The organism is Kocuria turfanensis (assembly GCF_001580365.1).
In the GTDB taxonomy this organism is placed as follows: domain Bacteria; phylum Actinomycetota; class Actinomycetes; order Actinomycetales; family Micrococcaceae; genus Kocuria; species Kocuria turfanensis.
In genome coordinates this window covers 164,879-183,635 of sequence record NZ_CP014480.1, presented here as the reverse complement: position 1 = coordinate 183,635, position 18,757 = coordinate 164,879, and the positions used below count along the sequence as shown (strand labels likewise).

The 18,757-nt window shown below is 75.7% G+C and carries 21 protein-coding genes, 1 pseudogene and 1 riboswitch; of the genes and pseudogenes, 1 reads left to right on the top strand and 21 read right to left on the bottom strand.

Annotation, left to right across the window (positions count from 1 at the left end):
- Positions 1-256: 256 nt before the first annotated feature.
- From lgt to AYX06_RS00775, 9 genes and pseudogenes are all read right to left on the bottom strand, one after another.
- Positions 257-1,141 (bottom strand): prolipoprotein diacylglyceryl transferase, encoded by an 885-nt coding sequence (gene lgt / locus AYX06_RS00810; RefSeq protein WP_062733487.1) that lies wholly within the window; start codon positions 1,139-1,141, stop codon positions 257-259.
- Between the two features lie 75 nt (positions 1,142-1,216).
- Entirely contained in the window at positions 1,217-2,035 is an 819-nt protein-coding gene (trpA, locus tag AYX06_RS00805; RefSeq protein ID WP_062736797.1) for a tryptophan synthase subunit alpha, read from the bottom strand.
- Positions 2,036-2,064: 29 nt separating this feature from the next.
- The gene (gene trpB / locus AYX06_RS20820; RefSeq protein ID WP_371860074.1) at positions 2,065-3,318 is read right to left on the bottom strand and encodes a tryptophan synthase subunit beta; all 1,254 of its coding nucleotides are present in this window, start codon (positions 3,316-3,318) and stop codon (positions 2,065-2,067) included.
- Between the two features lie 108 nt (positions 3,319-3,426).
- A pseudogene (gene trpC, locus AYX06_RS20815) lies at positions 3,427-4,191 on the bottom strand (indole-3-glycerol phosphate synthase TrpC); the annotation flags it as partial.
- A gap of 147 nt (positions 4,192-4,338) precedes the next feature.
- The gene (locus tag AYX06_RS00795) at positions 4,339-4,602 is read right to left on the bottom strand and encodes an HGxxPAAW family protein (RefSeq protein WP_062733482.1); all 264 of its coding nucleotides are present in this window, start codon (positions 4,600-4,602) and stop codon (positions 4,339-4,341) included.
- Between the two features lie 238 nt (positions 4,603-4,840).
- Complete coding sequence (locus AYX06_RS00790) at positions 4,841-5,440, bottom strand: Trp biosynthesis-associated membrane protein (protein ID WP_062736796.1); 600 nt, start codon at positions 5,438-5,440, stop codon at positions 4,841-4,843.
- Positions 5,433-7,031: an anthranilate synthase component I gene (locus AYX06_RS00785; protein WP_062733479.1), complete on the bottom strand. Its 1,599-nt coding sequence runs from the start codon at positions 7,029-7,031 to the stop codon at positions 5,433-5,435. The genes AYX06_RS00790 and AYX06_RS00785 overlap by 8 nt, the downstream gene beginning before the upstream one ends.
- A gap of 51 nt (positions 7,032-7,082) precedes the next feature.
- Entirely contained in the window at positions 7,083-7,463 is a 381-nt protein-coding gene (gene hisI, locus AYX06_RS00780) for a phosphoribosyl-AMP cyclohydrolase (protein WP_047802392.1), read from the bottom strand.
- Positions 7,464-7,473: 10 nt separating this feature from the next.
- Entirely contained in the window at positions 7,474-8,331 is an 858-nt protein-coding gene (locus tag AYX06_RS00775; protein ID WP_062733477.1) for a Pr6Pr family membrane protein, read from the bottom strand.
- Between the two features lie 137 nt (positions 8,332-8,468).
- Here AYX06_RS00775 and AYX06_RS00770 point away from each other — a divergent pair, with 137 nt between their 5' ends.
- On the top strand, positions 8,469-8,963 hold the full coding sequence (locus tag AYX06_RS00770) for a hypothetical protein (RefSeq protein ID WP_062733475.1): 495 nt from the start codon (positions 8,469-8,471) through the stop codon (positions 8,961-8,963).
- Positions 8,964-9,035: 72 nt separating this feature from the next.
- Here the strand turns inward: AYX06_RS00770 and AYX06_RS00765 are convergent, their stop codons facing one another.
- The 12 genes from AYX06_RS00765 to fmt form a co-directional block, all read right to left on the bottom strand.
- Complete coding sequence (locus AYX06_RS00765; RefSeq protein ID WP_062733472.1) at positions 9,036-9,215, bottom strand: hypothetical protein; 180 nt, start codon at positions 9,213-9,215, stop codon at positions 9,036-9,038.
- 183 nt (positions 9,216-9,398) lie between these two features.
- Positions 9,399-10,163, bottom strand: coding sequence for an imidazole glycerol phosphate synthase subunit HisF (gene hisF / locus AYX06_RS00760; RefSeq protein ID WP_062733469.1), 765 nt, complete (start codon positions 10,161-10,163; stop codon positions 9,399-9,401).
- Between the two features lie 43 nt (positions 10,164-10,206).
- On the bottom strand, positions 10,207-11,052 hold the full coding sequence (gene hisG / locus AYX06_RS00755; RefSeq protein ID WP_062733467.1) for an ATP phosphoribosyltransferase: 846 nt from the start codon (positions 11,050-11,052) through the stop codon (positions 10,207-10,209).
- A 42-nt stretch (positions 11,053-11,094) separates the two neighbouring features.
- Positions 11,095-11,358, bottom strand: a complete 264-nt coding sequence (locus AYX06_RS00750; RefSeq protein WP_047801456.1) for a phosphoribosyl-ATP diphosphatase — start codon at positions 11,356-11,358, stop codon at positions 11,095-11,097.
- 73 nt (positions 11,359-11,431) lie between these two features.
- The gene (gene ribH / locus AYX06_RS00745) at positions 11,432-11,911 is read right to left on the bottom strand and encodes a 6,7-dimethyl-8-ribityllumazine synthase (protein WP_062733465.1); all 480 of its coding nucleotides are present in this window, start codon (positions 11,909-11,911) and stop codon (positions 11,432-11,434) included.
- A complete protein-coding gene (locus AYX06_RS00740; RefSeq protein WP_062733462.1) occupies positions 11,908-12,609 on the bottom strand; it encodes a GTP cyclohydrolase II in 702 nt (233 codons plus the stop codon). The genes ribH and AYX06_RS00740 overlap by 4 nt, the downstream gene beginning before the upstream one ends.
- Entirely contained in the window at positions 12,606-13,280 is a 675-nt protein-coding gene (gene ribB / locus AYX06_RS00735; protein WP_186815655.1) for a 3,4-dihydroxy-2-butanone-4-phosphate synthase, read from the bottom strand. Before ribB ends, AYX06_RS00740 begins: the two co-directional genes overlap by 4 nt.
- Positions 13,280-13,954 (bottom strand): riboflavin synthase, encoded by a 675-nt coding sequence (locus AYX06_RS00730; RefSeq protein ID WP_062733459.1) that lies wholly within the window; start codon positions 13,952-13,954, stop codon positions 13,280-13,282. The genes ribB and AYX06_RS00730 overlap by 1 nt, the downstream gene beginning before the upstream one ends.
- A gap of 136 nt (positions 13,955-14,090) precedes the next feature.
- Positions 14,091-15,149, bottom strand: coding sequence for a bifunctional diaminohydroxyphosphoribosylaminopyrimidine deaminase/5-amino-6-(5-phosphoribosylamino)uracil reductase RibD (gene ribD, locus AYX06_RS00725; protein ID WP_062733456.1), 1,059 nt, complete (start codon positions 15,147-15,149; stop codon positions 14,091-14,093).
- A gap of 116 nt (positions 15,150-15,265) precedes the next feature.
- A riboswitch (FMN riboswitch) is annotated at positions 15,266-15,405 on the bottom strand.
- Positions 15,406-15,513: 108 nt separating this feature from the next.
- Entirely contained in the window at positions 15,514-16,179 is a 666-nt protein-coding gene (gene rpe, locus AYX06_RS00720; protein WP_062733453.1) for a ribulose-phosphate 3-epimerase, read from the bottom strand.
- Positions 16,180-16,212: 33 nt separating this feature from the next.
- The gene (locus AYX06_RS00715) at positions 16,213-17,832 is read right to left on the bottom strand and encodes an RsmB/NOP family class I SAM-dependent RNA methyltransferase (RefSeq protein WP_062733451.1); all 1,620 of its coding nucleotides are present in this window, start codon (positions 17,830-17,832) and stop codon (positions 16,213-16,215) included.
- A complete protein-coding gene (gene fmt / locus AYX06_RS00710; protein WP_062733448.1) occupies positions 17,829-18,752 on the bottom strand; it encodes a methionyl-tRNA formyltransferase in 924 nt (307 codons plus the stop codon). Before fmt ends, AYX06_RS00715 begins: the two co-directional genes overlap by 4 nt.
- Positions 18,753-18,757: the final 5 nt, after the last annotated feature.

Genomic DNA, 18,757 nt, shown 5'->3' with positions numbered 1-18,757 from the left:
CCGCGGCAGAGCTCCGGTCGGGAGGTGCCGCCGGTTCGTGAGCTGCCGTCGGCGTCCTCGAGCGGTGGTCGAGGGGTGCCGGGCGGCGGAAGGGCCCTGTTCCAGGACGGTCCGACGTTGGACGCTCTGGCGTGCGCAGGAGCGGAAGGCGTGGTTGGCCCGTCCCCGGTCGTGCGCCAGGAAAATCTAGCACTCCGATGTTACAGGTCTGAAAACTCCCGGACCCGCCGTGGTATCACGGGGCCGATCCGCGGTATCAGGTCCGCGCGTCCTGCGCGGCGCCGTCCCGGGCCCGCCGGCGGCGCACGGTGACCGCCGCGAACAGCGCCAGTCCCAGCAGCACCAGGCCCAGCGAGGTCCACACGTGCACCCGCAGCCCGAGCACCATCAGGGAGGGGTCGATCCGCAGGAACAGCTCGATCAGCATCCGGCCCAGCCCGTAGTGGACCAGGTACAGGGCGAACAGCCGCCCGCCGTCCAGGCGGAACCGCCGGTCCAGGGCCAGCAGCAGCACCACGCCCGCCAGGTTCCACAGGGACTCGTAGAGGAACGTGGGGTGGAACAGGGTGTCGGCGGGCAGCCCGGCGGGGAAGTTGGCACTGGCCGGGTCGATCTCCAGCCCCCACGGCAGGGTCGTGGGGCGGCCGAAGAGCTCCTGGTTGAACCAGTTGCCCCAGCGCCCGATGGCCTGGGCCAGCAGCAGTCCCGGGGCCGCGGCGTCGGCGAACACGGCCAGGGAGACCCCGTGCCGGCGGCACACCCACCACGCGGCCGCCGCGCCGAAGGCCACCGCGCCCATGATGCCGAGCCCTCCCTCCCAGATCCGCAGCGCGTCCACGGGGTCCGCCCCCGGGCCGAAGTAGCCGACCGGGTCGGTGATCAGCACGTGGTACGCCCGGGCGCCGACGATCCCCGCGGGCACCGCCCACATCACGACGTCCCACACGATCTCCGGGTCCAGGCCGAGGCCCTTCCAGCGGCGGAGGGTCAGCCACAGCGCCGCGGCGATCCCGGCGAGGATGCACAGGGCGTAGGCGTGCACGGTCAGCGGGCCGAGCGAGAAGCCCGACCAGTCCGGGGAGGGGATGCCGGCCCGGACGGGGACGCTCAGCAGGACGGGGGAAGCGGCGCTCAGCAGCATGGGGTGGGGCCTCGGCTCGTCGGGACGTGGGGAGGGGCGGGGACCCGGTCCGGGCCGCTCCGCCCCGTCACGCTATCAGGCCAGACCGGCCAGCTCCCGGGTCAGGGCGCCGACGGCCTCGGGGCCGCCGTCGGCCAGGGCCTTCACGAGGGCGGTGCCCACGATGACCCCGTCCGCGTAGGCCCCGATCTCCTCCACGTGGGCCCGGCGGGAGACCCCCAGCCCCACGCACACGTGCTGGGCGCCGGCCGCGCGGGTGTCGGCCACCAGCTGCTCGGCGACGTCGGAGACCGCGTCCCGGGCCCCGGTCACGCCCATCACCGAGACGGCGTAGACGAAACCGCTGGAGGCCTTGGCCACCAGGTCCAGCCGCTCGCGGGAGGAGGAGGGGGCGGCCAGGAAGATCCGGTCCAGACCGTGCGTCTGGGAGGCGGCGAACCACTCGGCGGCCTCGTCGGGGATGAGGTCCGGGGTGATGATCCCCGCTCCCCCGGCCTCGGCCAGGCGCTCGGCGAAGGTGTCCACGCCCATCTGCAGGACGGGGTTCCAGTAGGTCATCACCACGGGCACCGCGTCGGTGCGCTCGGCGACCGCCCGGACCACGCGGAAGACGTCGGCCACCCGGAAGCCGTTGGCCAGGGCCGTCGTCGTCGCGTGCTGGATGACGGGCCCGTCCATGACGGGGTCCGAGTAGGGGATGCCGATCTCGATGACGTCGGCGCCGTTGCGGCCCAGGGCCACCGCCGCCTCCACGGACTCCTCGACCGTGGGGAAGCCCGCGGGCAGGTAGCCCACGAGCGCGGGCCGGCCCTGGTCCCGGCAGGCGGCGATGCGCGCGGCGAGCCGGGAGTCGGGGTTGCTGCCGAGGTCGGCGGGCAGGATGCGGGAGGCCAGGTCGGCGCCGGCGCCGGGGTGGGTGGTGCTCACAGTCGCTCGCCCTTCTCGCCGAGCTCCGCCTCGGCACTGTCGTCCGGGAGCATCCCGAACCATTCCGCGGCCGTGGCCACGTCCTTGTCGCCTCGCCCGGAGAGGGAGACGACGATGATCTTCTCGGCGGCGGCCTCCGCGCCGAGCTCCTCGACCCAGCGCCGGCCGATCTTCCGCGCCCCGGCCAGGGCGTGGGACGTCTCGATGGCGGGGATGATGCCCTCCGTGCGGCACAGCAGCCGGAACGCGTCCATCGCCTCGGTGTCGGTGATCGCCTCGTAGCGGGCCCGCCCGATGTCGTGCAGGTAGGAGTGCTCCGGGCCGACGGCCGGGTAGTCGAGCCCGGCGGAGATGGAGTGGGACTCCAGGGTCTGGCCGTCCTCGTCCTGCATCAGGTACGTCCTGGCGCCGTGCAGCACCCCGGGCCGGCCCAGCGAGATGGTGGCCGCGTGCCGGCCGGTCTCGACGCCGTCCCCGCCGGCCTCGAGGCCGTAGAGCTCCACCGAGGGGTCGTCCAGGAAGCCGTGGAAGATGCCGATGGCGTTGGAGCCGCCGCCCACGCAGGCCGCCACCGCGTCCGGCAGGCGCCCGGCCTGCTCCAGGACCTGGGCGCGGGCCTCCTCCCCGATCTGCTCGTGGAAGTAGCGCACCATCGCGGGGAACGGGTACGGGCCGGCCGCGGTACCGAGCAGGTAGTGGGTGTGCTCGACGGAGGCCACCCAGTCCCGCAGGGCCTCGTTGATGGCGTCCTTGAGCGTGCGGGAGCCGTTGGTCACGGGCACGACGGTGGCGCCCAGCAGCTCCATCCGGGCCACGTTGAGGGCCTGCCGGCGGGTGTCCTCCTCCCCCATGTAGACCACGCACTCCATGCCGAACAGCGCGGCCGCGGTCGCGGAGGCGACCCCGTGCTGGCCGGCGCCGGTCTCGGCGATCAGCCGGGTCTTGCCCATCCGGCGGGCGAGCAGGGCCTGGCCGAGCACGTTGTTGATCTTGTGCGAGCCCGTGTGGTTGAGGTCCTCGCGCTTGAGGAAGACCCGGCAGCCGGCCTCGGCGCCGAAGCGGTGGGCCTCGGTGAGCAGGGAGGGGCGCCCGGAGTAGTCGCGGGAGAGCCGCTGGAACTGCGCGGTGAACTCGGGGTCCGCCTTGGCCTTGTCGAAGGTGTCCGTCAGCTCGTCGAGGGCGGCGACCAGCGACTCGGGCATCCAGCGCCCGCCGAAGTCCCCGAAGTAGGGGCCCGGGGCCTCGCGCAGCGACGCGGCCCGCGCGGCGACGGACTCCGCCTCGGCGTCCGGGGCGTGCCGGCGGGCACGGGCCGCGGCGCCGGCGGCGCGGAAGCCGGCGATGGTGGCCGCGGCGTCGGCGCTGCGCACGAGCGCCTCGCCGACCAGCACGGCCTTCGCCCCGTGGGAGGCGTACAGCTCGATCTGCTCCTCGCCCTCCACCCCGGACTCGGCCACGAGCACCCCGTCCTGCGGCAGCAGGCCGGCCAGCCGGCCGAAGGTCTCCACGTCGGTGTCGAGGGTCTTGAGGTTGCGCACGTTGACGCCCACGATGCGGGCGCCCACCGCCACGGCGCGCTCGATCTCCTCGGGGGTGTGCGTCTCCACGAGGGCGTGCATGCCCAGCTCGTGGGTGAGGTCCAGGAAGCGGCGCAGCTGCTCGTCGGTGAGGGCGGCCACGATCAGCAGCACCAGGTCCGCGCCGTGCGCCCGCGCCTCCCAGATCTGGTACTCGTCGACCGTGAAGTCCTTGCGCAGCACCGGCACCCCCACGGCCGCGCGCACGGCGTCGAGGTCGGCCAGGGAGCCGTTGAAGCGGCGCTGCTCGGTGAGCACGGAGATCACGGAGGCCCCGCCGCGCTCGTAGCCGGCGGCGAGCAGGGCGGGGTCGGCGATCGGGGCCAGGGCGCCCTTGGACGGGCTGGAGCGCTTGACCTCGGCGATGATCTGCACCGCGTCCGGGCTCGGCCCGCGCAGCGCGGACTCGGCGTCCAGCGCCGGGGGCCGCTGGGCGGCGGCGGCGCGGAGCTCGTCGAGGCCGACCCGCTCCCGGCGCTCGGCCAGGTCGGCGCGGACGCCCTCGATGATGGCGTCCAGGACCGTCCCGGTGCTCTGTTGCGACATGGATTCCTGACCTCTCGGCGGCGGCGGCCGCCTCTCTGCGTGCTGCGGGGACCGTGCAGGGGACCCGGCCGTGCCGGGACGCCGGGCGCGGGCCCCGCGGGACCGCCCGGCCGTGACCGGTGCTGCCCGGCGCCGGGCGGTGCCGGCTCAGCCCTGGTGGTTGCGGGCCTCGTGCTTGCGCTGCTCGGAGCCGGCTCCGTGGCCCATGGAGCGGAGCACGGCACCGGCGACCAGGCCGACGACGACGAGGCCGATGCCGACGATCAGCAGGGGGGTGCTGCCCACGGTGAAGCCCACGACGCCGACGATGACGCCCACGGACATGATGCCGATGGTCACCCAGGCGGCCAGGGTGTTGCCGTGCCCCACGAAGCCCGTGTGGTCGAGGACGATCTCGTTGCCGTTTGCCATGTTCCTGCACTCCCGATTTCCCTGCCGGGGCCGGCCGGCCCCGCTCGCCGGGCCCCGGCGGGGCCCGGCGGTTGCTGACAGTCTGTCTTGCTCCATTGTGCCACCCCGCGGCGGGGGACGCGCACGCGCCGCGGGCCCGGGCGCGGTGCCCGGCGCGCCCGGGCGGCGGCCCCGGTCCCGTGACCGGGCCGCGGCGTCGCTGCCCGCGCCCGCTCGGGGCTGGGGCCGGGGCAGGAGCTCAGGCGGTGGGGTCGCGCCCCTCCGTGAGGGCGTCCCAGGAGTCGATCTCGTCCCCGCGGCCGGCGGTCGCGCCCGGGGCCGCCTCCGTGCCGGTGCGCTCGTAGCGCCGGGCCGTGGTCCAGGACCGTCCGGCCACGAGGGCCCACGCCCCGCACAGGGTGACCAGCACGGCCGCGGCCGCGGCCAGCAACGGCCAGAGGGTCAGGGCGAACTCGCCGCCGGCGTTGACCATGCCCGTGGACTCCCCCACCGTGGTCTGCGCGGCGCCGGCCGGGTCCGCCAGCACGGCCACGGACGCGGCCAGGGCACCCAGGCCGGCCAGGACGACCACCACGGAGACCACCGAGCGCAGCACGCGCCCGGAGATAGCCGTGGTGAGGGCTCCGGCGGCCGCGACCAGTCCCAGGGCGGTGACCGCCGGGGCGGCGTCGGAGCCGGCGACGTCCACGGTCACGGGTTCGAGGGTGGTCTGCACCGTCGCGGAGACCCACGTGGCCGCCGAGCAGGCGAAGACCGCGAGCGCGGCGACCAGGGTGGCCAGCACCACCGTGGACCGGCGGGAGAGCCGCGCGCGCCGGGACGCCGTGGCCTCAGGCACGCCCGGCACCGGTGCCCGGGACGGCCGTGCGCTCGAGGTCGAGCTCGTGCAGCCGCTCGGCGAGCAGGACCGCCCGCAGCGGGGCGGTGGCCTTGTTCAGGGACTCGAGGGCCTCGGCCTCGGGGTCGGAGTCGGCGACGATGCCGCCGCCGGCCTGCACGTAGGCCTTGCCGTCCACGAGCAGGGCGGTGCGGATGGCGATGGCCATGTCCATGTCCCCGGCGAAGTCCAGGTAGCCGACCACCCCGCCGTAGACGGCCCGGCGCAGCGGCTCGTACTCGTCGAGCAGGCGCAGGGCGCGCGGCTTGGGCGCGCCGGAGAGGGTGCCGGCCGGGAAGGTCGCGGCGAGGACGTCGTAGGCGGTGGCGTCCGGGCGCATCCGCCCGACGACGTTGGAGCACAGGTGCATGATGTGGCTGAAGCGCTCGACCTCCATGAACTCGGTGACCTCCACGGAGCCCGGGACGGCGATCTTGGAGATGTCGTTGCGGGCGAGGTCCACGAGCATGAGGTGCTCGGAGCGCTCCTTCTCGTCCTGGAGCAGGTCCCGCTCGAGGGCGAGGTCCTCCTCCACGGTGCGTCCGCGGGGGCGGGACCCGGCGATGGGGTGGGTGACGGCCTGGTCCCCGGTCACGGTCACGAGCGCCTCCGGTGAGGAGCCCACGATCGAGAAGGGGCGCCCGTCGGCGTCCTCGAAGCTGTACAGGTACATGTAGGGGCTGGGGTTGATCGCCCGCAGCATGCGGTAGACGTCGAGGGAGTCGGCCGTGCACTCCGTCTCGAAGCGGCGGGAGACCACGACCTGGAAGATGTCCCCGTCCACGATCGCCTTCTTGCCCTCCACGATGGAGTTCATGAACAGCGTGCGGTCCCAGCTCTGGGCGACCTTGGCCTCGAGGTCGCCGCGGATCTCGTCGGCGCCGGTGAGCGTGGAGGCGGTGACGTGGTCCAGGGGCCGGGCGAGCTTCTCGAGCATCGTGTGCACCCGCTCCACGGCGTCCGCCCACGCTTCGTCGACGCGCTCGTCGGTGTCGTCGAAGTTGATGGCGTTGGCCACGAGCATGACGGTGCCGTCGGTGTTGTCGTGCACGGCGATGTCGGAGACGAGGTTCATGGCCAGCTCGGGCAGGCGCAGGTCGTCCTCGGGCGGGTGCGGGAGCTTCTCCCAGCGGCGCACGGCCTCCCAGCCCACGAACCCGACGAGCCCGGAGGTCAGCGGGGGGACGTCCTCGAAGCGCTCCGTGTGCAGCAGCGCCATGGTGTCCCGCAGCGCCTCCACCGGGCTGCCCCCGGTGGGGGCACCGGCGGGGGCCCGGCCGATCCAGTGGGCCTGCCCGTCCTTGGCGGTCAGGGTGGCCCGGGAGTTCGCGCCGACGAACGAGTAGCGGGACCAGACCCCGCCCTCGGCGGCGGACTCCATGAGGAACGTGCCGGGTCGGGCGGCGCCGTCCTCGAGCGCGAGGGCGCGGTAGAGACCGATCGGGGTCACGGCGTCCGCGAGGATCTTGACGCGCACGGGGATGACGCGGCGCTGCGCGGCGAGCGCGCGGAACTCTTCGAGCGTGGGGCTGATGGTGCCCAGGTCCTGCATGGGTGTCGACCTGACTTCCTGGTGGCGGCGGAGGTGAGCGGGGGGTGCGGCTCAGACGGCGGCGGCGGCGCCGAGGTCGCGGCCGTCGAAGCAGCTGCGCGTGCCGGTGTGGCAGGCGGCGCCGGTCTGGTCGACCTGCACGAGCAGGGCGTCGCCGTCGCAGTCCAGGCTCACGCGGTGCACGCGCTGGACGTGGCCGGAGGTGTCGCCCTTGCGCCAGTACTCCTGGCGGGAGCGGGACCAGAACGTCACGCGGCCCTCCGTGAGGGTGCGGCGCAGGGCCTCGTCGTCCATCCAGCCCAGCATCAGCACCTCCTTGGTGTCGTGCTGCTGGACCACGGCGGCCACGAGGCCGGCCGGGTCCCGCTTGAGGCGCGCCGCCACGGCGGGATCGAGGACGGCGGTTCCGGGTGCGGGGCTCTGCTGGTTCATCGCCCCCATCCTATCGACCCGTCCCGGGGGACGGTTCCCCGGCCTCGGAGGCCAGGGGCTCGGGAGCCGGGGACCCGGGCGCCACGACCCCGGCTCCCCCGGGTCCGGGTGCCGCCGCCGACAGGCCGCGCACCACGGGCGCCGCGGGCCCGGCGTCCTCGGCGGGCGGGGCGCCGGGTCGTCGCCGGCCGGCCCTCCGCGGTCCCTCCGCCGGCCGGTCGCGCCGGGGACGGTCGGGTCCCGGCCCGGCGGGGACGACCGGCAGCCGGGTCGCGGCGACGCTGAGGAAGGCCACGGCGAGGATGAGCACCGACAGCCCGAGGGCGTAGGTGCCCACCGCCCCGTAGCCCCCCACGAGGGCGGGGTCCAGGAAGAAGTAGGGGTACCAGCCGACCATCCGGCCCCGGACGAGGGTGTACACCGCCCACAGCGCCGGGAAGACGGTGGCCACCCAGGTGGTGGCCCAGCGCAGCCGGTTGCGGCCCGGGGCCAGCAGGAAGTCGAGCAGGGCGTAGACGGGGAGCACGAAGTGCAGCACCTTGGAGGACAGCGGGACGAGGAAGAGGTGCCCGAACAGCTCGGCGTTGGCGAGCAGCACCGCGAACACCGCGCCCGAGACCGTCGTGTACGTGGTGGCCAGGGCGCGCAGGCCCGTCAGCCAGCCCGGTTCCGGGCGCCCGGTGGCGGTGTGCAGCACCGCCAGCAGCAGCGCCACGATCAGCAGGAACGCGCTGTGCACGGTGAAGTAGCTGAACAGGTTGGAGCCGAGGCAGGTGCGGGTCACGAAGGCGCAGTCGGCCCGCGAGACCAGGGCCCAGACGGCGACCACCAGGGCCGCGACCCGGGCCGCGACGACGACGGCTCGCACGTGCCCCTCCTCCCGGTCGCCCGCCCCCCAGGATATGGGGTGCGCGCCGCCGTGTCCTCCGTCTCCCACGACCGGGGGCCAGGGCCTATCGTGGGGCGGAGAACCGGTTGGGCACGACGGGCAGGACACCGACGACGATGGATGCCAGGACAGCGCGGCGCGGCGCGGCGGCGGCCCTCACCGGCCTGCTCCTGACCGGGTGCACGGGGCCCGGTCCGGCCGCGGACCCGCCCGGGAGCCCGGAGCCGTCCGCCGCGGCGCCCTCGGCCACGGCGTCCCCGTCGGCTCCCGGCACCGCGGCCGCCTCCGGGCCGTGGGGCGCCTACCCCGGCCGGGCCGAGGCGTGCGCCGCGGTGGCCGAGGACCTCCTGGCGCTGGCCCTGCTGCCGGCCAGTCTCTCCGGCGGACCGACCACCGAGCAGGTGCAGGCCGTGGAGGACGAGGTCGCCGGCATGCTGGAGGCGGCTCCCCCGGAGCTCGCGGCGGACCACGCCCGGGTGCAGCTGCTCGTGGACTCCTACGGCGAGGAGCTGGCGGAGGACCCCGGCGCCCGGTTCGACGGCGAGGCCATCGACGAGGCGCTCGCACCGGTGCGCGACTGGCTCGACGAGACCTGCCGGGACACGCGCTGAGCCGGGCACCCGCAGGGGTGCCCGGCTCGGTCGGCGCGGCGGTCGGCGGTGACCGGCCGCGCCCGGCGGCGGTCAGCGGCGGTTGAGCAGCCCCCGCAGCCGGCCCCCGAGGCTGCGCCCGGTAGTGCGGCCGGCGCCGGCCTGCCCGGCGGCGTTCATGCCGCGGGTGGCCCGGCGGCCTCCGGCGGTCCGGCCGGTGGTGCCCCCGGCTCCCCGTCCGGTGAAGCTCCTGATGATGCTGTTCAGTCCCACAGTGGACTCCTTCGCGGTCGGCCTGTCGAGCGACTGTCGTCAGCTCACTGCCGACTGTACGCCCGGCACCGGCCCACGGCTACGGGCGCCCCGGCTCCCCGCGAGGTTGCGGCCGACGGCGACGAGCCCCGCGCCGGTGGCCGACGGCTGCGACCTCGGCGCGGGCGGGGAGGGCGGAGCCGGTCAGCGGACCTCGTGGCCCGCCGCGCGCAGGGCGTCCTTGACCTCGGCGATGGCGTGCACCGGCCCGAAGTGGAAGATCGAGGCCGCCAGCACGGCGTCGGCCCCGGCCTCCACGGCCGGCGGGAAGTGCTCCGGGGCGCCGGCCCCGCCGGAGGCGATGAGCGGCACGTGCACCCGGGCGCGCACGGCGCGGATCATCTCCAGGTCGAAGCCCTCCTGGGTGCCGTCCGCGTCCATGGAGTTGAGCAGGATCTCGCCCACTCCGCGGTCCTCGGCCTCCCGCGCCCACGCGAGGGCGTCGAGGCCCGTGAGGGTGCGCCCGCCGTGGGTGGTGACCTCGAAGCCGGAGGGGGTGTTGCCCGTGCGGCGGGCGTCGAGGGAGAGCACCAGCACCTGGCTGCCGAAGTGCCCGGTGATCTCGTCGATCACCTCGGGCCGGGCGACCGCCGCGGTGTTGATCGACGCCTTGTCCGCCCCGCAGCGCAGCAGCCGGTCGACGTCGGCGACCGCGCGCACGCCGCCGCCCACCGTGAGCGGGATGAAGACCTCCTCGGCGGTGCGGGAGACCACGTCGAAGGTCGTGGCGCGGGCGGCCGAGGACGCCGTGACGTCGAGGAACGTCAGCTCGTCGGCGCCGGCCTGGTTGTAGCGCTTGGCCAGCTCGACCGGGTCCCCGGCGTCGCGCAGGTTCTCGAAGTTCACGCCCTTGACGACGCGACCGGCGTCGACGTCCAGGCACGGGATGACACGTACGGCAACGCCCACGGGCGGGACCTCCTCGGCTGCGGTGGGGGACGGGGGGGGACGGTCAGATGCGGGCGGCCTGGATCGGGGAGACCAGGATGGCGCGGGCGCCGACGTCGTAGAGGGCGTCCATCACCTTGTTGGTCTCCGACTTCGGGACCATGGCGCGCACCGCCCACGCGTTGCCGCGGCCCAGCCGGGAGATGGTGGGGCCCTCCATGCCGGGGGTGATCTTGGTGGCGGCCTCGACGAGCTCCTCGGCGACGTCGTAGTCCATCATCACGTACTGCCGGGCCACGAGCACGCCCTGCAGTCGGCGGCGCAGCACGGACAGGCCCTCGGGCTCCTCCGCCCGGCGGCTGCGGATCAGCAGGGCCTCGGAGGTCATGATGGGCTCCCCGAACACCTGCAGCCCTGCGGCGCGGAGGGTGTTGCCGGTCTCCACCACGTCGGCGATCGCGTCGGCGACGCCCAGCCGGATGGAGGACTCCACGGCCCCGTCGAGGCGCACCACCGAGGCGTCCACGCCGCGCTCGGCCAGGTAGTCCCGCAGCAGCCCGTCGTAGCTGGTGGCGATGCGCCTGCCGGCGAGCTCGGCGATCGAGGAGTACCGGCCGGCGGGTCCGGCGAAGCGGAAGGTGGAGCGGGCGAAGTCCAGGGCCAGGTCCTCGTCGGCGTGCGCGCCGGAGTCCAGCAGCAGGTCGCGGCCGGTGATCCCGACGTCGAGGGTTCCCCCGCCCACGTACACCGCGATGTCGCGCGGGCGCAGGTAGAAGAACTCGATGTTGGCCTCGGGGTCAACGAGCACCAGCTCGCGGGAGTCGCGGCGCTGCCGGTACCCGGCCTCCTTGAGCATGGTGACGGCGGCTTCGGACAGGGCGCCCTTGTTGGGCACTGCGACACGCAGCATGGGGGATCCTTCTCGGCTTCGGTGGGACGGGGGCGGGGGCGCTCAGAGGTGGCGGTAGACGTCCTCGAGCGTCAGGCCCTTGGCGACCATCATGACCTGCAGGTGGTAGAGCAGCTGGGAGATCTCCTCCGCGGCCTGCTCGGAGGTCTCGTACTCGCACGCCATCCAGACCTCGGCGGCCTCCTCGACGACCTTCTTGCCGATCCCGTGCACCCCGGTGTCCAGCTCCCGGACCGTGCCGGAGCCTTCCGGTCGGGTCACGGCTTTGTCGCTGATCTCGGCGAAGAGGGTCTCGAAGGTTTTCACGACTACCAGGGTAATGGGTCCGCGGGCTCCCCCCGGACCGGCCGCCGCACGGCCGGCCCGGGGGCACGGGGGCTCAGACGCCGAGCGAGCGCAGCAGCAGGGCGGTCTGCACCGCGGCGGCCGTCGCCTCGTAGCCCTTGTCCTCCTGGGAGCCCTCCAGGCCGGCGCGGTCGAGTCCCTGTTCCTCGGTGTCGCAGGTCAGCACGCCGAAGCCGACGGGCACGCCGGTGCGCACCGAGACGTCCGTGAGGCCCTGGGTGGCGGCGGAGCAGACGTAGTCGAAGTGCGGGGTGCCCCCGCGGACGACCACGCCCAGTGCCACCACGGCGTCCAGTCCGGGCGCCAGACGGGCGGCGGCGACCGGCAGCTCGAAGCTGCCGGGCACGCGCACGACCGCCGCGTCGGTCACGCCGGCGTCGGCGAGCGCGCGGCGGGCGCCGTCGAGCAGCCCGTCCATGATCACCGTGTGCCAGCTGGAGGCGACGACGGCGACGCGCAGTCCGCTCGCGTCGGCGGCGCTCAGGTCGATGTCGGGGGCTCCGTGTCCGCTCATGGGGTGAGGTCTCCTGTGCTGTTCGTGCGGTCGCCGGCGTGCGCCGGTCCGCCGGGGTGTGCGGTGGTGTCGTCGACGTGGCGCAGACGGTGGTGCATGCGGTCCCGCTTGGTCGCGAGGTAGTCGTGGTTCTCGGGGCGGGCCGGGACCTCGTTGGGCACCATCGCGACGACGTCGATGCCCAGCTCGGCCAGCCGCTCGGCCTTGGCGGGGTTGTTGCTGAGCAGCCGGATCCGGGTCAGGCCCAGGCGGTGCAGGATGGCCGCGGCGGCGGTGTAGTCCCGGGCGTCGGCGGGCAGGCCGAGCAGCTCGTTGGCCTCCACGGTGTCCGCCCCGCCGTCCTGGAGCTTGTAGGCCCGCAGCTTGTTCACCAGGCCGATCCCGCGGCCCTCGTGGTTGCGCAGGTACAGCAGGGTGCCGCCGTCGTCGGCGATCCGGCGCAGGGCCAGGTGCAGCTGCGGGCCGCAGTCGCACCGGTAGGAGCCGAAGACGTCCCCGGTGAGGCACTCGGAGTGCAGCCGCACGAGCGGGGGCTGGCCCACGGGCACCCGCTCCGAGGACGGGGCGGTGAGGCTGAGGTGCTCGGCGGCCGGGTCCCCGGGCCGGCCGGGCACCTGCCAGCCCACGACCTCGAACCGCCCCTCGGGGGTGGGCACGACCACGGGCTCGGAGCTCACCAGCGGGGCGTCCGGCGTCATCGGCGGTCCCCGCGCAGCTGCTCCGCCAGGTCCTCGATGCTCACCAGCGGGATGCCGTGCCGGTCGGCGAAGGCCCGCAGGGCCGGCAGCCGCATCATCTCCCCCTCGTCGTGGACGAGCTCCGCGATCACCCCCACCGGTTCCAGGCCGGCGAGGACGCACAGCTCGACGGCGGCCTCGGTGTGCCCGCGGCGGGCCGCGACGCCTCCGCCGGCGGCGCGCAGGGGCAGGACGTGCCCGGGCCGGGTCAGGTCTGCCTCCCCGGCGGACGGGTCGGCGAGGACCCGGGCGGTGAGCGCCCGGTCCGCGGCGCTGATGCCGGTGCTCACGCCGTGGCGGGCGTCGCAGGTGACCGTGTAGGCGGTCCCTTTGGAGTCCTCGTTGACGGCGACCATCGGCGGCAGGCGCAGCGCGTCCGCCCGCTCCCCCGTCATCGGCACGCACACGACGCCGGAGGTGTGCCGGATGGTGAAGCCCATGAGCTCGGCGGTGGCGTGCTGGGCCGCGAAGACGATGTCGCCCTCGTTCTCCCGGTCGGCGTCGTCCACGACGACCACCGGCCGGCCCTGCGCCAGTGCCTCGACCGCCGTGCGCACGGGGTCCAGGCGGATCTCCTCCTCGGTCCCGCCCGCGCCGGGGTCCGTGTCCGTCCGGGTGCTGTCGGTGCGCATCATGCTCCTTCTCCTGCGGTGGGCCCGGCCTCGGGCGCCGGGGTGCTGTCGGTCCGGGCGAAGGCCAGCAGCCGCTGGGCGTACTTCGCGAGGACGTCGACCTCGAGGTTGACGGACGCGCCGACGGGGCGCCGTCCCAGGGTGGTCTCGGCCAGGGTGGCGGGGATGAGCCCGATCTCGAACCAGGGCTCGGCGGCGCCGGGGGCGCTGACCGCCGTGACGGTCAGGGACACCCCGTCCACGGCGACCGAGCCCTTCTCCGCGACGAAGGGGGCGAGCTCGCCGGGCACCGCGATCCGCACCCGTTCCCACTCCCCCAGGTCCTCCCGGGCGACGACGGTGCCGGTGCCGTCGACGTGGCCCTGGACCACGTGGCCGTCCAGGCGCCCGCCGGCGGGCACGCACCGCTCCAGGTTCACGGTGTCGCCGGGGGCCAGCGCCCCGAGGGTGGTGCGCACCAGCGTCTCGCCGATGACGTCGGCCAGGAACTGCCCGGCACCGATCTCCTCGGTGCGCGTGGCCGTGAGGCACACGCCGTTCACGGCGAGCGAGCCGCCGTGCGGCAGATCGGCGACGAGCGGGCCCGCGTCCACGAGGAGGCGGGCGCTCCTGCCGTCCGGGCGGGTCTCGACCGAGCGCACGGTGCCCTGCCCGGCGACGATTCCTGTGAACATGCGGCTTGTCCTCTGTCTCTCTCGGTGCGGTCGGTCGGTGTTGTCGGTCGGTGTTGAAGGTCGGTGTTGAAGGTCGGTGTTGAAGGTCGGTGTTGAAGGTCGGTGCGGTCTGTTTCGGTGCGGCCCGTGGTCCCGGTCAGTCCGCGGGGGCCGGCCGCAGGTGGATCCACAGGTCCGGGCCCAGCTGCTGCACCGGCCCCCCGCCGGTGGGGTCCAGCCGCCAGCGGGAGGCGTCGGCGAGGGTGCCGATGCCCTGCTCGGCGAAGGCGGGCCGGCCGGCACCCAGCAGCAGCGGCGCCTGGTAGAGGCTGATCTCGTCGACGAGACCGGCGCGCAGGAACCCCGCGGCGACCGTGGCGCCGCCCTCGATGAGGACGTGCCGGACCCCGGCGTCGTAGAGCTCGGCCAGGGCGGCGTGGGGGTCGTGGGTGACCAGGTGCCGGAACCGGCCGTCGCTGCCGCGGATCGCGGCGCCGGCCGGGACGGCGCGCAGCCCCATGGCGGCGCGCAGCGGCTGCCGCAGGACGGCGGCGCCGTCGCCGGTCCGGGCGGTGAGCCGCGGGTCGTCGGCCAGGACCGTCCCGGTGCCCACGAGCACGGCGTCGGCGCGGGCGCGGAGGTCGTGGCCGTGCTCGCGCGCCGAGGCGGAGGTGATCCACTGGCTGGTCCCGTCCGCCGCGGCGATCCGGGCGTCGAGGGTCTGGGCGACCTTGAGGGTGACGAACGGCCGCTGGGCGCGCATCGTCTCGCCCCAGCGGTCGTTGAGCCGTTCGGCCTCCTCGGCGAGCACCCCGGAGCGCACCTCCAGCCCGGCCGCGCGCAGGGTGGCGGCCCCGCCGGCGGCGGCGGAGGTCCGGTCGGGGGCCCCGAAGACCACCCGGGGCACCCCCGCCTCCACGATGGCCTCGGCGCACGGGCCGGTGCGGCCCCAGTGGTTGCAGGGCTCGAGGGTGACGTACATGGTGGTGCCGCGCAGGTCCGTGCCGGCGGAGGCGGCGCGCTGCAGGACGTCGACCTCGGCGTGGACGGTGCCCGCCCCGCGGTGGTGGCCGACGTGCAGGATCCGGCCCGCGGCGTCGGCGAGGACGGCTCCCACGAGGGGGTTGGCCCCGCGCGGGCCGCGCGCCGCCGCGTGCAGGGCGGTCCGCATGATCGACCGTTCGGCGTCTCCGCCGGGCCGGTGCTGCGGGTCCATTCGCGTCGTCCTTTCCCGGGTCGGCTCCGGGGGCAGGACGACGGTGCCGTCGGACGGGCCCGTGCGGCCGCGACCGGCGACGCGGCGGGCCGGCAGGGCGCGCCGCGAGGGCCGTCGAACGTGTTGCCTTCCATCCAGACTGTGACTGTCGGTACCGGAGTTCCACCGGTTCGGCCGTGCCCGCCCCGCTGGGGCGCCGCACGGTTCGCGGACTGTGACCGCCGGTTCGGACTTGCACCGACCCCGGAACACGTTGTTCTTGAGCCCGATTATGGCACAGCCCCGCCGGGCCGGGCGCACGGCGGACACCGGGCACGTGGGCGAGCGCCCGGAGGCCCGGCCGCACCGGGCGGCGGGGCTGCGCTCAGGACCCGGCGTCGTGCGCGGCCCTCCGCAGCGCCGTGATCGCCGCCTCGGGGTCCCCCGCCCCGTAGACGGCGGAGCCGGCCACGAAGGTGTCGGCCCCCGCCTCGGCGGCGCGCACGATCGTCTCCTCGGTGATCCCGCCGTCCACCTGCAGGGCCACCCGGCCGCCGCCGGCACGGATCGCCTCGGCCGCCCGGCGGATCTTCGGCAGCATGACGTCCAGGAAGGCCTGCCCGCCGAAGCCGGGCTCCACCGTCATGATCAGGAGCATGTCCAGCTCCGGGAGCAGGTCGAGGTAGGGCTCCACGGGGGTCGCCGGGCGCAGGGCCATCCCGGCCCGCGCGCCGTGGGCGTGCAGCTCGCGGGCCAGCTTCAGCGGGGCCCGCGCGGCCTCCGCGTGGAAGGTGACCGACTCGCAGCCGAGCTCGGCGTAGCCGGCGGCCCAGCGGTCGGCGTCCTCGATCATCAGGTGCACGTCCAGCGGGACCGGGCTGACGGCCAGCAGCCGCTCGACCACGGGCAGCCCGAGGGTGAGGTTGGGGACGAAGTGGTTGTCCATGACGTCCACGTGCACGGCGTCGGCGGTGGCGATCCGCGCCAGCTCGGCCTCGAGGTTGACGAAGTCGGCGGAGAGGATCGAGGGGTGGATGCAGGGCTGGGGCACGGAGGACTCCTGGGTGCTCGGGGGTTCGGGGGGTCAGCGCTTGCGCAGCAGGGCCAGGAACATGGCGTCGGTGCCGTGCACGTGCGGCCACAGCTGGACGGTCGCCGGTCCCGCGGCGTCCTCCCAGGGGCGGGACGGGTCCCGGTCCCCGTCGAGGGCCCCGGGCAGGGCGGCGTCGCGGGCCGGGCCGAGGGCGTCCAGGAGCTCCACGTCCTCCCGGCGGCCCAGCACGTCCTGGACCACCGCGAGGGTCTCGGCCGCGTGCGGGGAGCACGTGGCGTAGGCGACCGTACCCCCGGGGCGGGCGACGTCGAGGGCGGCCTCCAGCAGCTCCCGCTGCAGCGGCCCCAGCTCGGCAAGGTCCCGCGGGGTGCGGCGCCAGCGCGACTCCGGCCGCCGGCGAAGCGCCCCGAGCCCGGTGCACGGGGCGTCGACGAGCACCCGGTCGTAGCCGGCCTCCTCCGCGGGGCGGCCCCCGAGCAGCTCGTCGGTGGCCCGGCCGTCCCCGGTGCGCACCGACCACGCGTGCGCGGGCACGGGCCGCAGGGCCTGGCGGACCAGCTCGGCCCGGTGCGGGGCCACCTCGTTGGCCGTCAGGTGCGCGCCGCGCTGGGCGGCGAGGGCGGCCAGCAGCGCGGCCTTGCCGCCGGGCCCGGCGCACAGGTCGAGCCAGCGCTCGCCCCGGGCGTGCCCGGGTGCCGCGTTCCCGCCGCCGGCCGCGGCGAGGGCCCGGGCGACCAGCTGGGAGCCGGCGTCCTGGACCCGCACCCCGCCCGCGCGCACGGAGGACAGCCGGTGCAGGTCGCCGCCGCTGCTGAGCGCGGAGCCGGGCACGAGGGCGCCCTTCTCCGCGCCGGCGTCGAGGGCCTCGGTCAGCTCGCCGAGGCCGGGCAGGGCCACGAGGTTGACCACGGGGGCCTCGTTGTCCGCCGCGAGCAGGGCCTCCAGCTCGGCGCCGGACCGGCCGTGGGCCACCAGGGCCTGGCGCAGGGCGCGGACCTGCCACGCCGGGTGGGCGTGGGCCAGGCCGAGCCGGGCGGTCTCGTCGGCCGCGTCCGCGCTCAGCTCGGCGATCCACCCGGGGAGGTCGCGGGCGGCGACCTTGCGCAGCACCGCGTTGACGAGGGACCCGGGCCCGGCGCCCACCACGGCCCGCACCAGCCCGACCGTCTGGTCGAGGGCGGCGTGGTCGGGCACCCGCATCGCCAGCAGCTGGTGCACGCCCAGGCGCAGGGCGTCGAGCACCGCGCCGTCGAGGTCGGCCAGCGGCCGGTCCACGCACCGGCTCAGCACCGCGTCCCAGGTCCCCTGCCAGCGCAGCGCCCCGTAGGCCAGCTCGGTGGCGAAGCCGGCGTCGCGCCGGTCGAGCCGGTGGGCCCGCACGGCCTTCGGGAGCACGAGGTTGCCGTAGGCGCCCTCCTCGGAGACCGCGCGCAGCGTCTCGAACGCGGCCAGCCGGGCCGGGTCGGCCCGCCGCGTCCGGGCCGCGGGCGCGGCCGAGGTGAACGTCCGCTCCGACCGGGCGCGCCGGTTGCGCTCGTGGCCCCGGGCGTTGCGCCGCTCGCCCCCGGGGCGCCGCTCCCGGCCGCCCCGGCGGTCGTCCTGGCGGTCGTCGCGGCGGTCGTCGCGCCCCCGGCTCTCGCGCTCGCTCACTCGAACACCACCCTGCCCTCCGTGTTGTGGCCCCGCGCCCAGGCGGCGGCGTCCATGGTCTTCTTCCCGGCGGGCTGCACCGTGCCCAGCTGCACCGCGCCCGAGCCGGTGCCCACGAGCACGGCCCCGCCGCGCAGCTCGCACTCCCCCGGCGCGAGGTCCCGCACGTCGGGGCGGGCGGTGACGCCCTCGAGCTTGATCCTGCGGCCGTCGAGCTGGGTCCAGGCCCCGGGCTCCGGCGTCGTCCCGCGGACCCGGCGGACCACGGCCAGGGCGGGGTCCGCCCAGCGGACCCGCCCGTCCTGCGCGGTGAGCTTGGGGGCCAGCGTGACGTCGCCCTGCTGGGCGGCGGGCCGGGCCGTGCCCTCGACCACCGCGCGCAGCGAGTCGGCCAGCAGGGGCGCGGCCGTGCGGGAGAGCCGCTCCAGGACCGTGCCGGCGGTGTCCTCGGGGCGGACCTCGTCGGTCATCGTCCCCACGACGGGGCCGGTGTCCAGCCCCGCCTCCAGCAGGAAGGTGCTGGCGCCCAGCACCGTGTCCCCGGCCATCAGCGCCCGCTGCACGGGGGCGGCGCCCCGCCACTGCGGGAGCAGGGAGAAGTGCAGGTTGATCCAGCCGTGCGGCACGGCGTCCAGCGCGGCCTGCGGCACCAGCGCGCCGTAGGCGACCACCGCGGCCACGTCGGCGCCCAGGTCCCGGATCCGCGCGGTCAGCTCCGCGTCGATCCGGTTGGCCTTGAGCACGGGCAGGCCCCGCCGCTGCGCCTCCTGCGCCACGGGCGAGGGCGTGAGCACCTTCTTGCGGCCCACGGGGGCGTCGGTGCGGGTCAGGACGGCGAGGATCTCGACGTCGGGCCGGTCGGCCAGGTGGACCAGGGGCGGCACGGCGACGGACGGCGTGCCGGCGTAGAGGATCTTCACTGCTC

What these genes read in the sequence shown, in the direction of transcription:
- lgt (WP_062733487.1), bottom strand. Translation starts at nt 1,141, where the DNA reads ATGCTGCTGAGCGCCGCTTCCCCCGTCCTGCTGAGCGTCCCCGTCCGG.
- AYX06_RS00795 (WP_062733482.1), bottom strand. Translation starts at nt 4,602, where the DNA reads ATGGCAAACGGCAACGAGATCGTCCTCGACCACACGGGCTTCGTGGGG.
- AYX06_RS00785 (WP_062733479.1), bottom strand. Translation starts at nt 7,031, where the DNA reads ATGCAGGACCTGGGCACCATCAGCCCCACGCTCGAAGAGTTCCGCGCG.
- hisI (WP_047802392.1), bottom strand. Translation starts at nt 7,463, where the DNA reads ATGAACCAGCAGAGCCCCGCACCCGGAACCGCCGTCCTCGATCCCGCC.
- AYX06_RS00770 (WP_062733475.1), top strand. Translation starts at nt 8,469, where the DNA reads ATGGATGCCAGGACAGCGCGGCGCGGCGCGGCGGCGGCCCTCACCGGC.
- hisG (WP_062733467.1), bottom strand. Translation starts at nt 11,052, where the DNA reads ATGCTGCGTGTCGCAGTGCCCAACAAGGGCGCCCTGTCCGAAGCCGCC.
- ribH (WP_062733465.1), bottom strand. Translation starts at nt 11,911, where the DNA reads ATGAGCGGACACGGAGCCCCCGACATCGACCTGAGCGCCGCCGACGCG.
- AYX06_RS00740 (WP_062733462.1), bottom strand. Translation starts at nt 12,609, where the DNA reads ATGACGCCGGACGCCCCGCTGGTGAGCTCCGAGCCCGTGGTCGTGCCC.
- ribB (WP_186815655.1), bottom strand. Translation starts at nt 13,280, where the DNA reads ATGCGCACCGACAGCACCCGGACGGACACGGACCCCGGCGCGGGCGGG.
- AYX06_RS00730 (WP_062733459.1), bottom strand. Translation starts at nt 13,954, where the DNA reads ATGTTCACAGGAATCGTCGCCGGGCAGGGCACCGTGCGCTCGGTCGAG.
- ribD (WP_062733456.1), bottom strand. Translation starts at nt 15,149, where the DNA reads ATGGACCCGCAGCACCGGCCCGGCGGAGACGCCGAACGGTCGATCATG.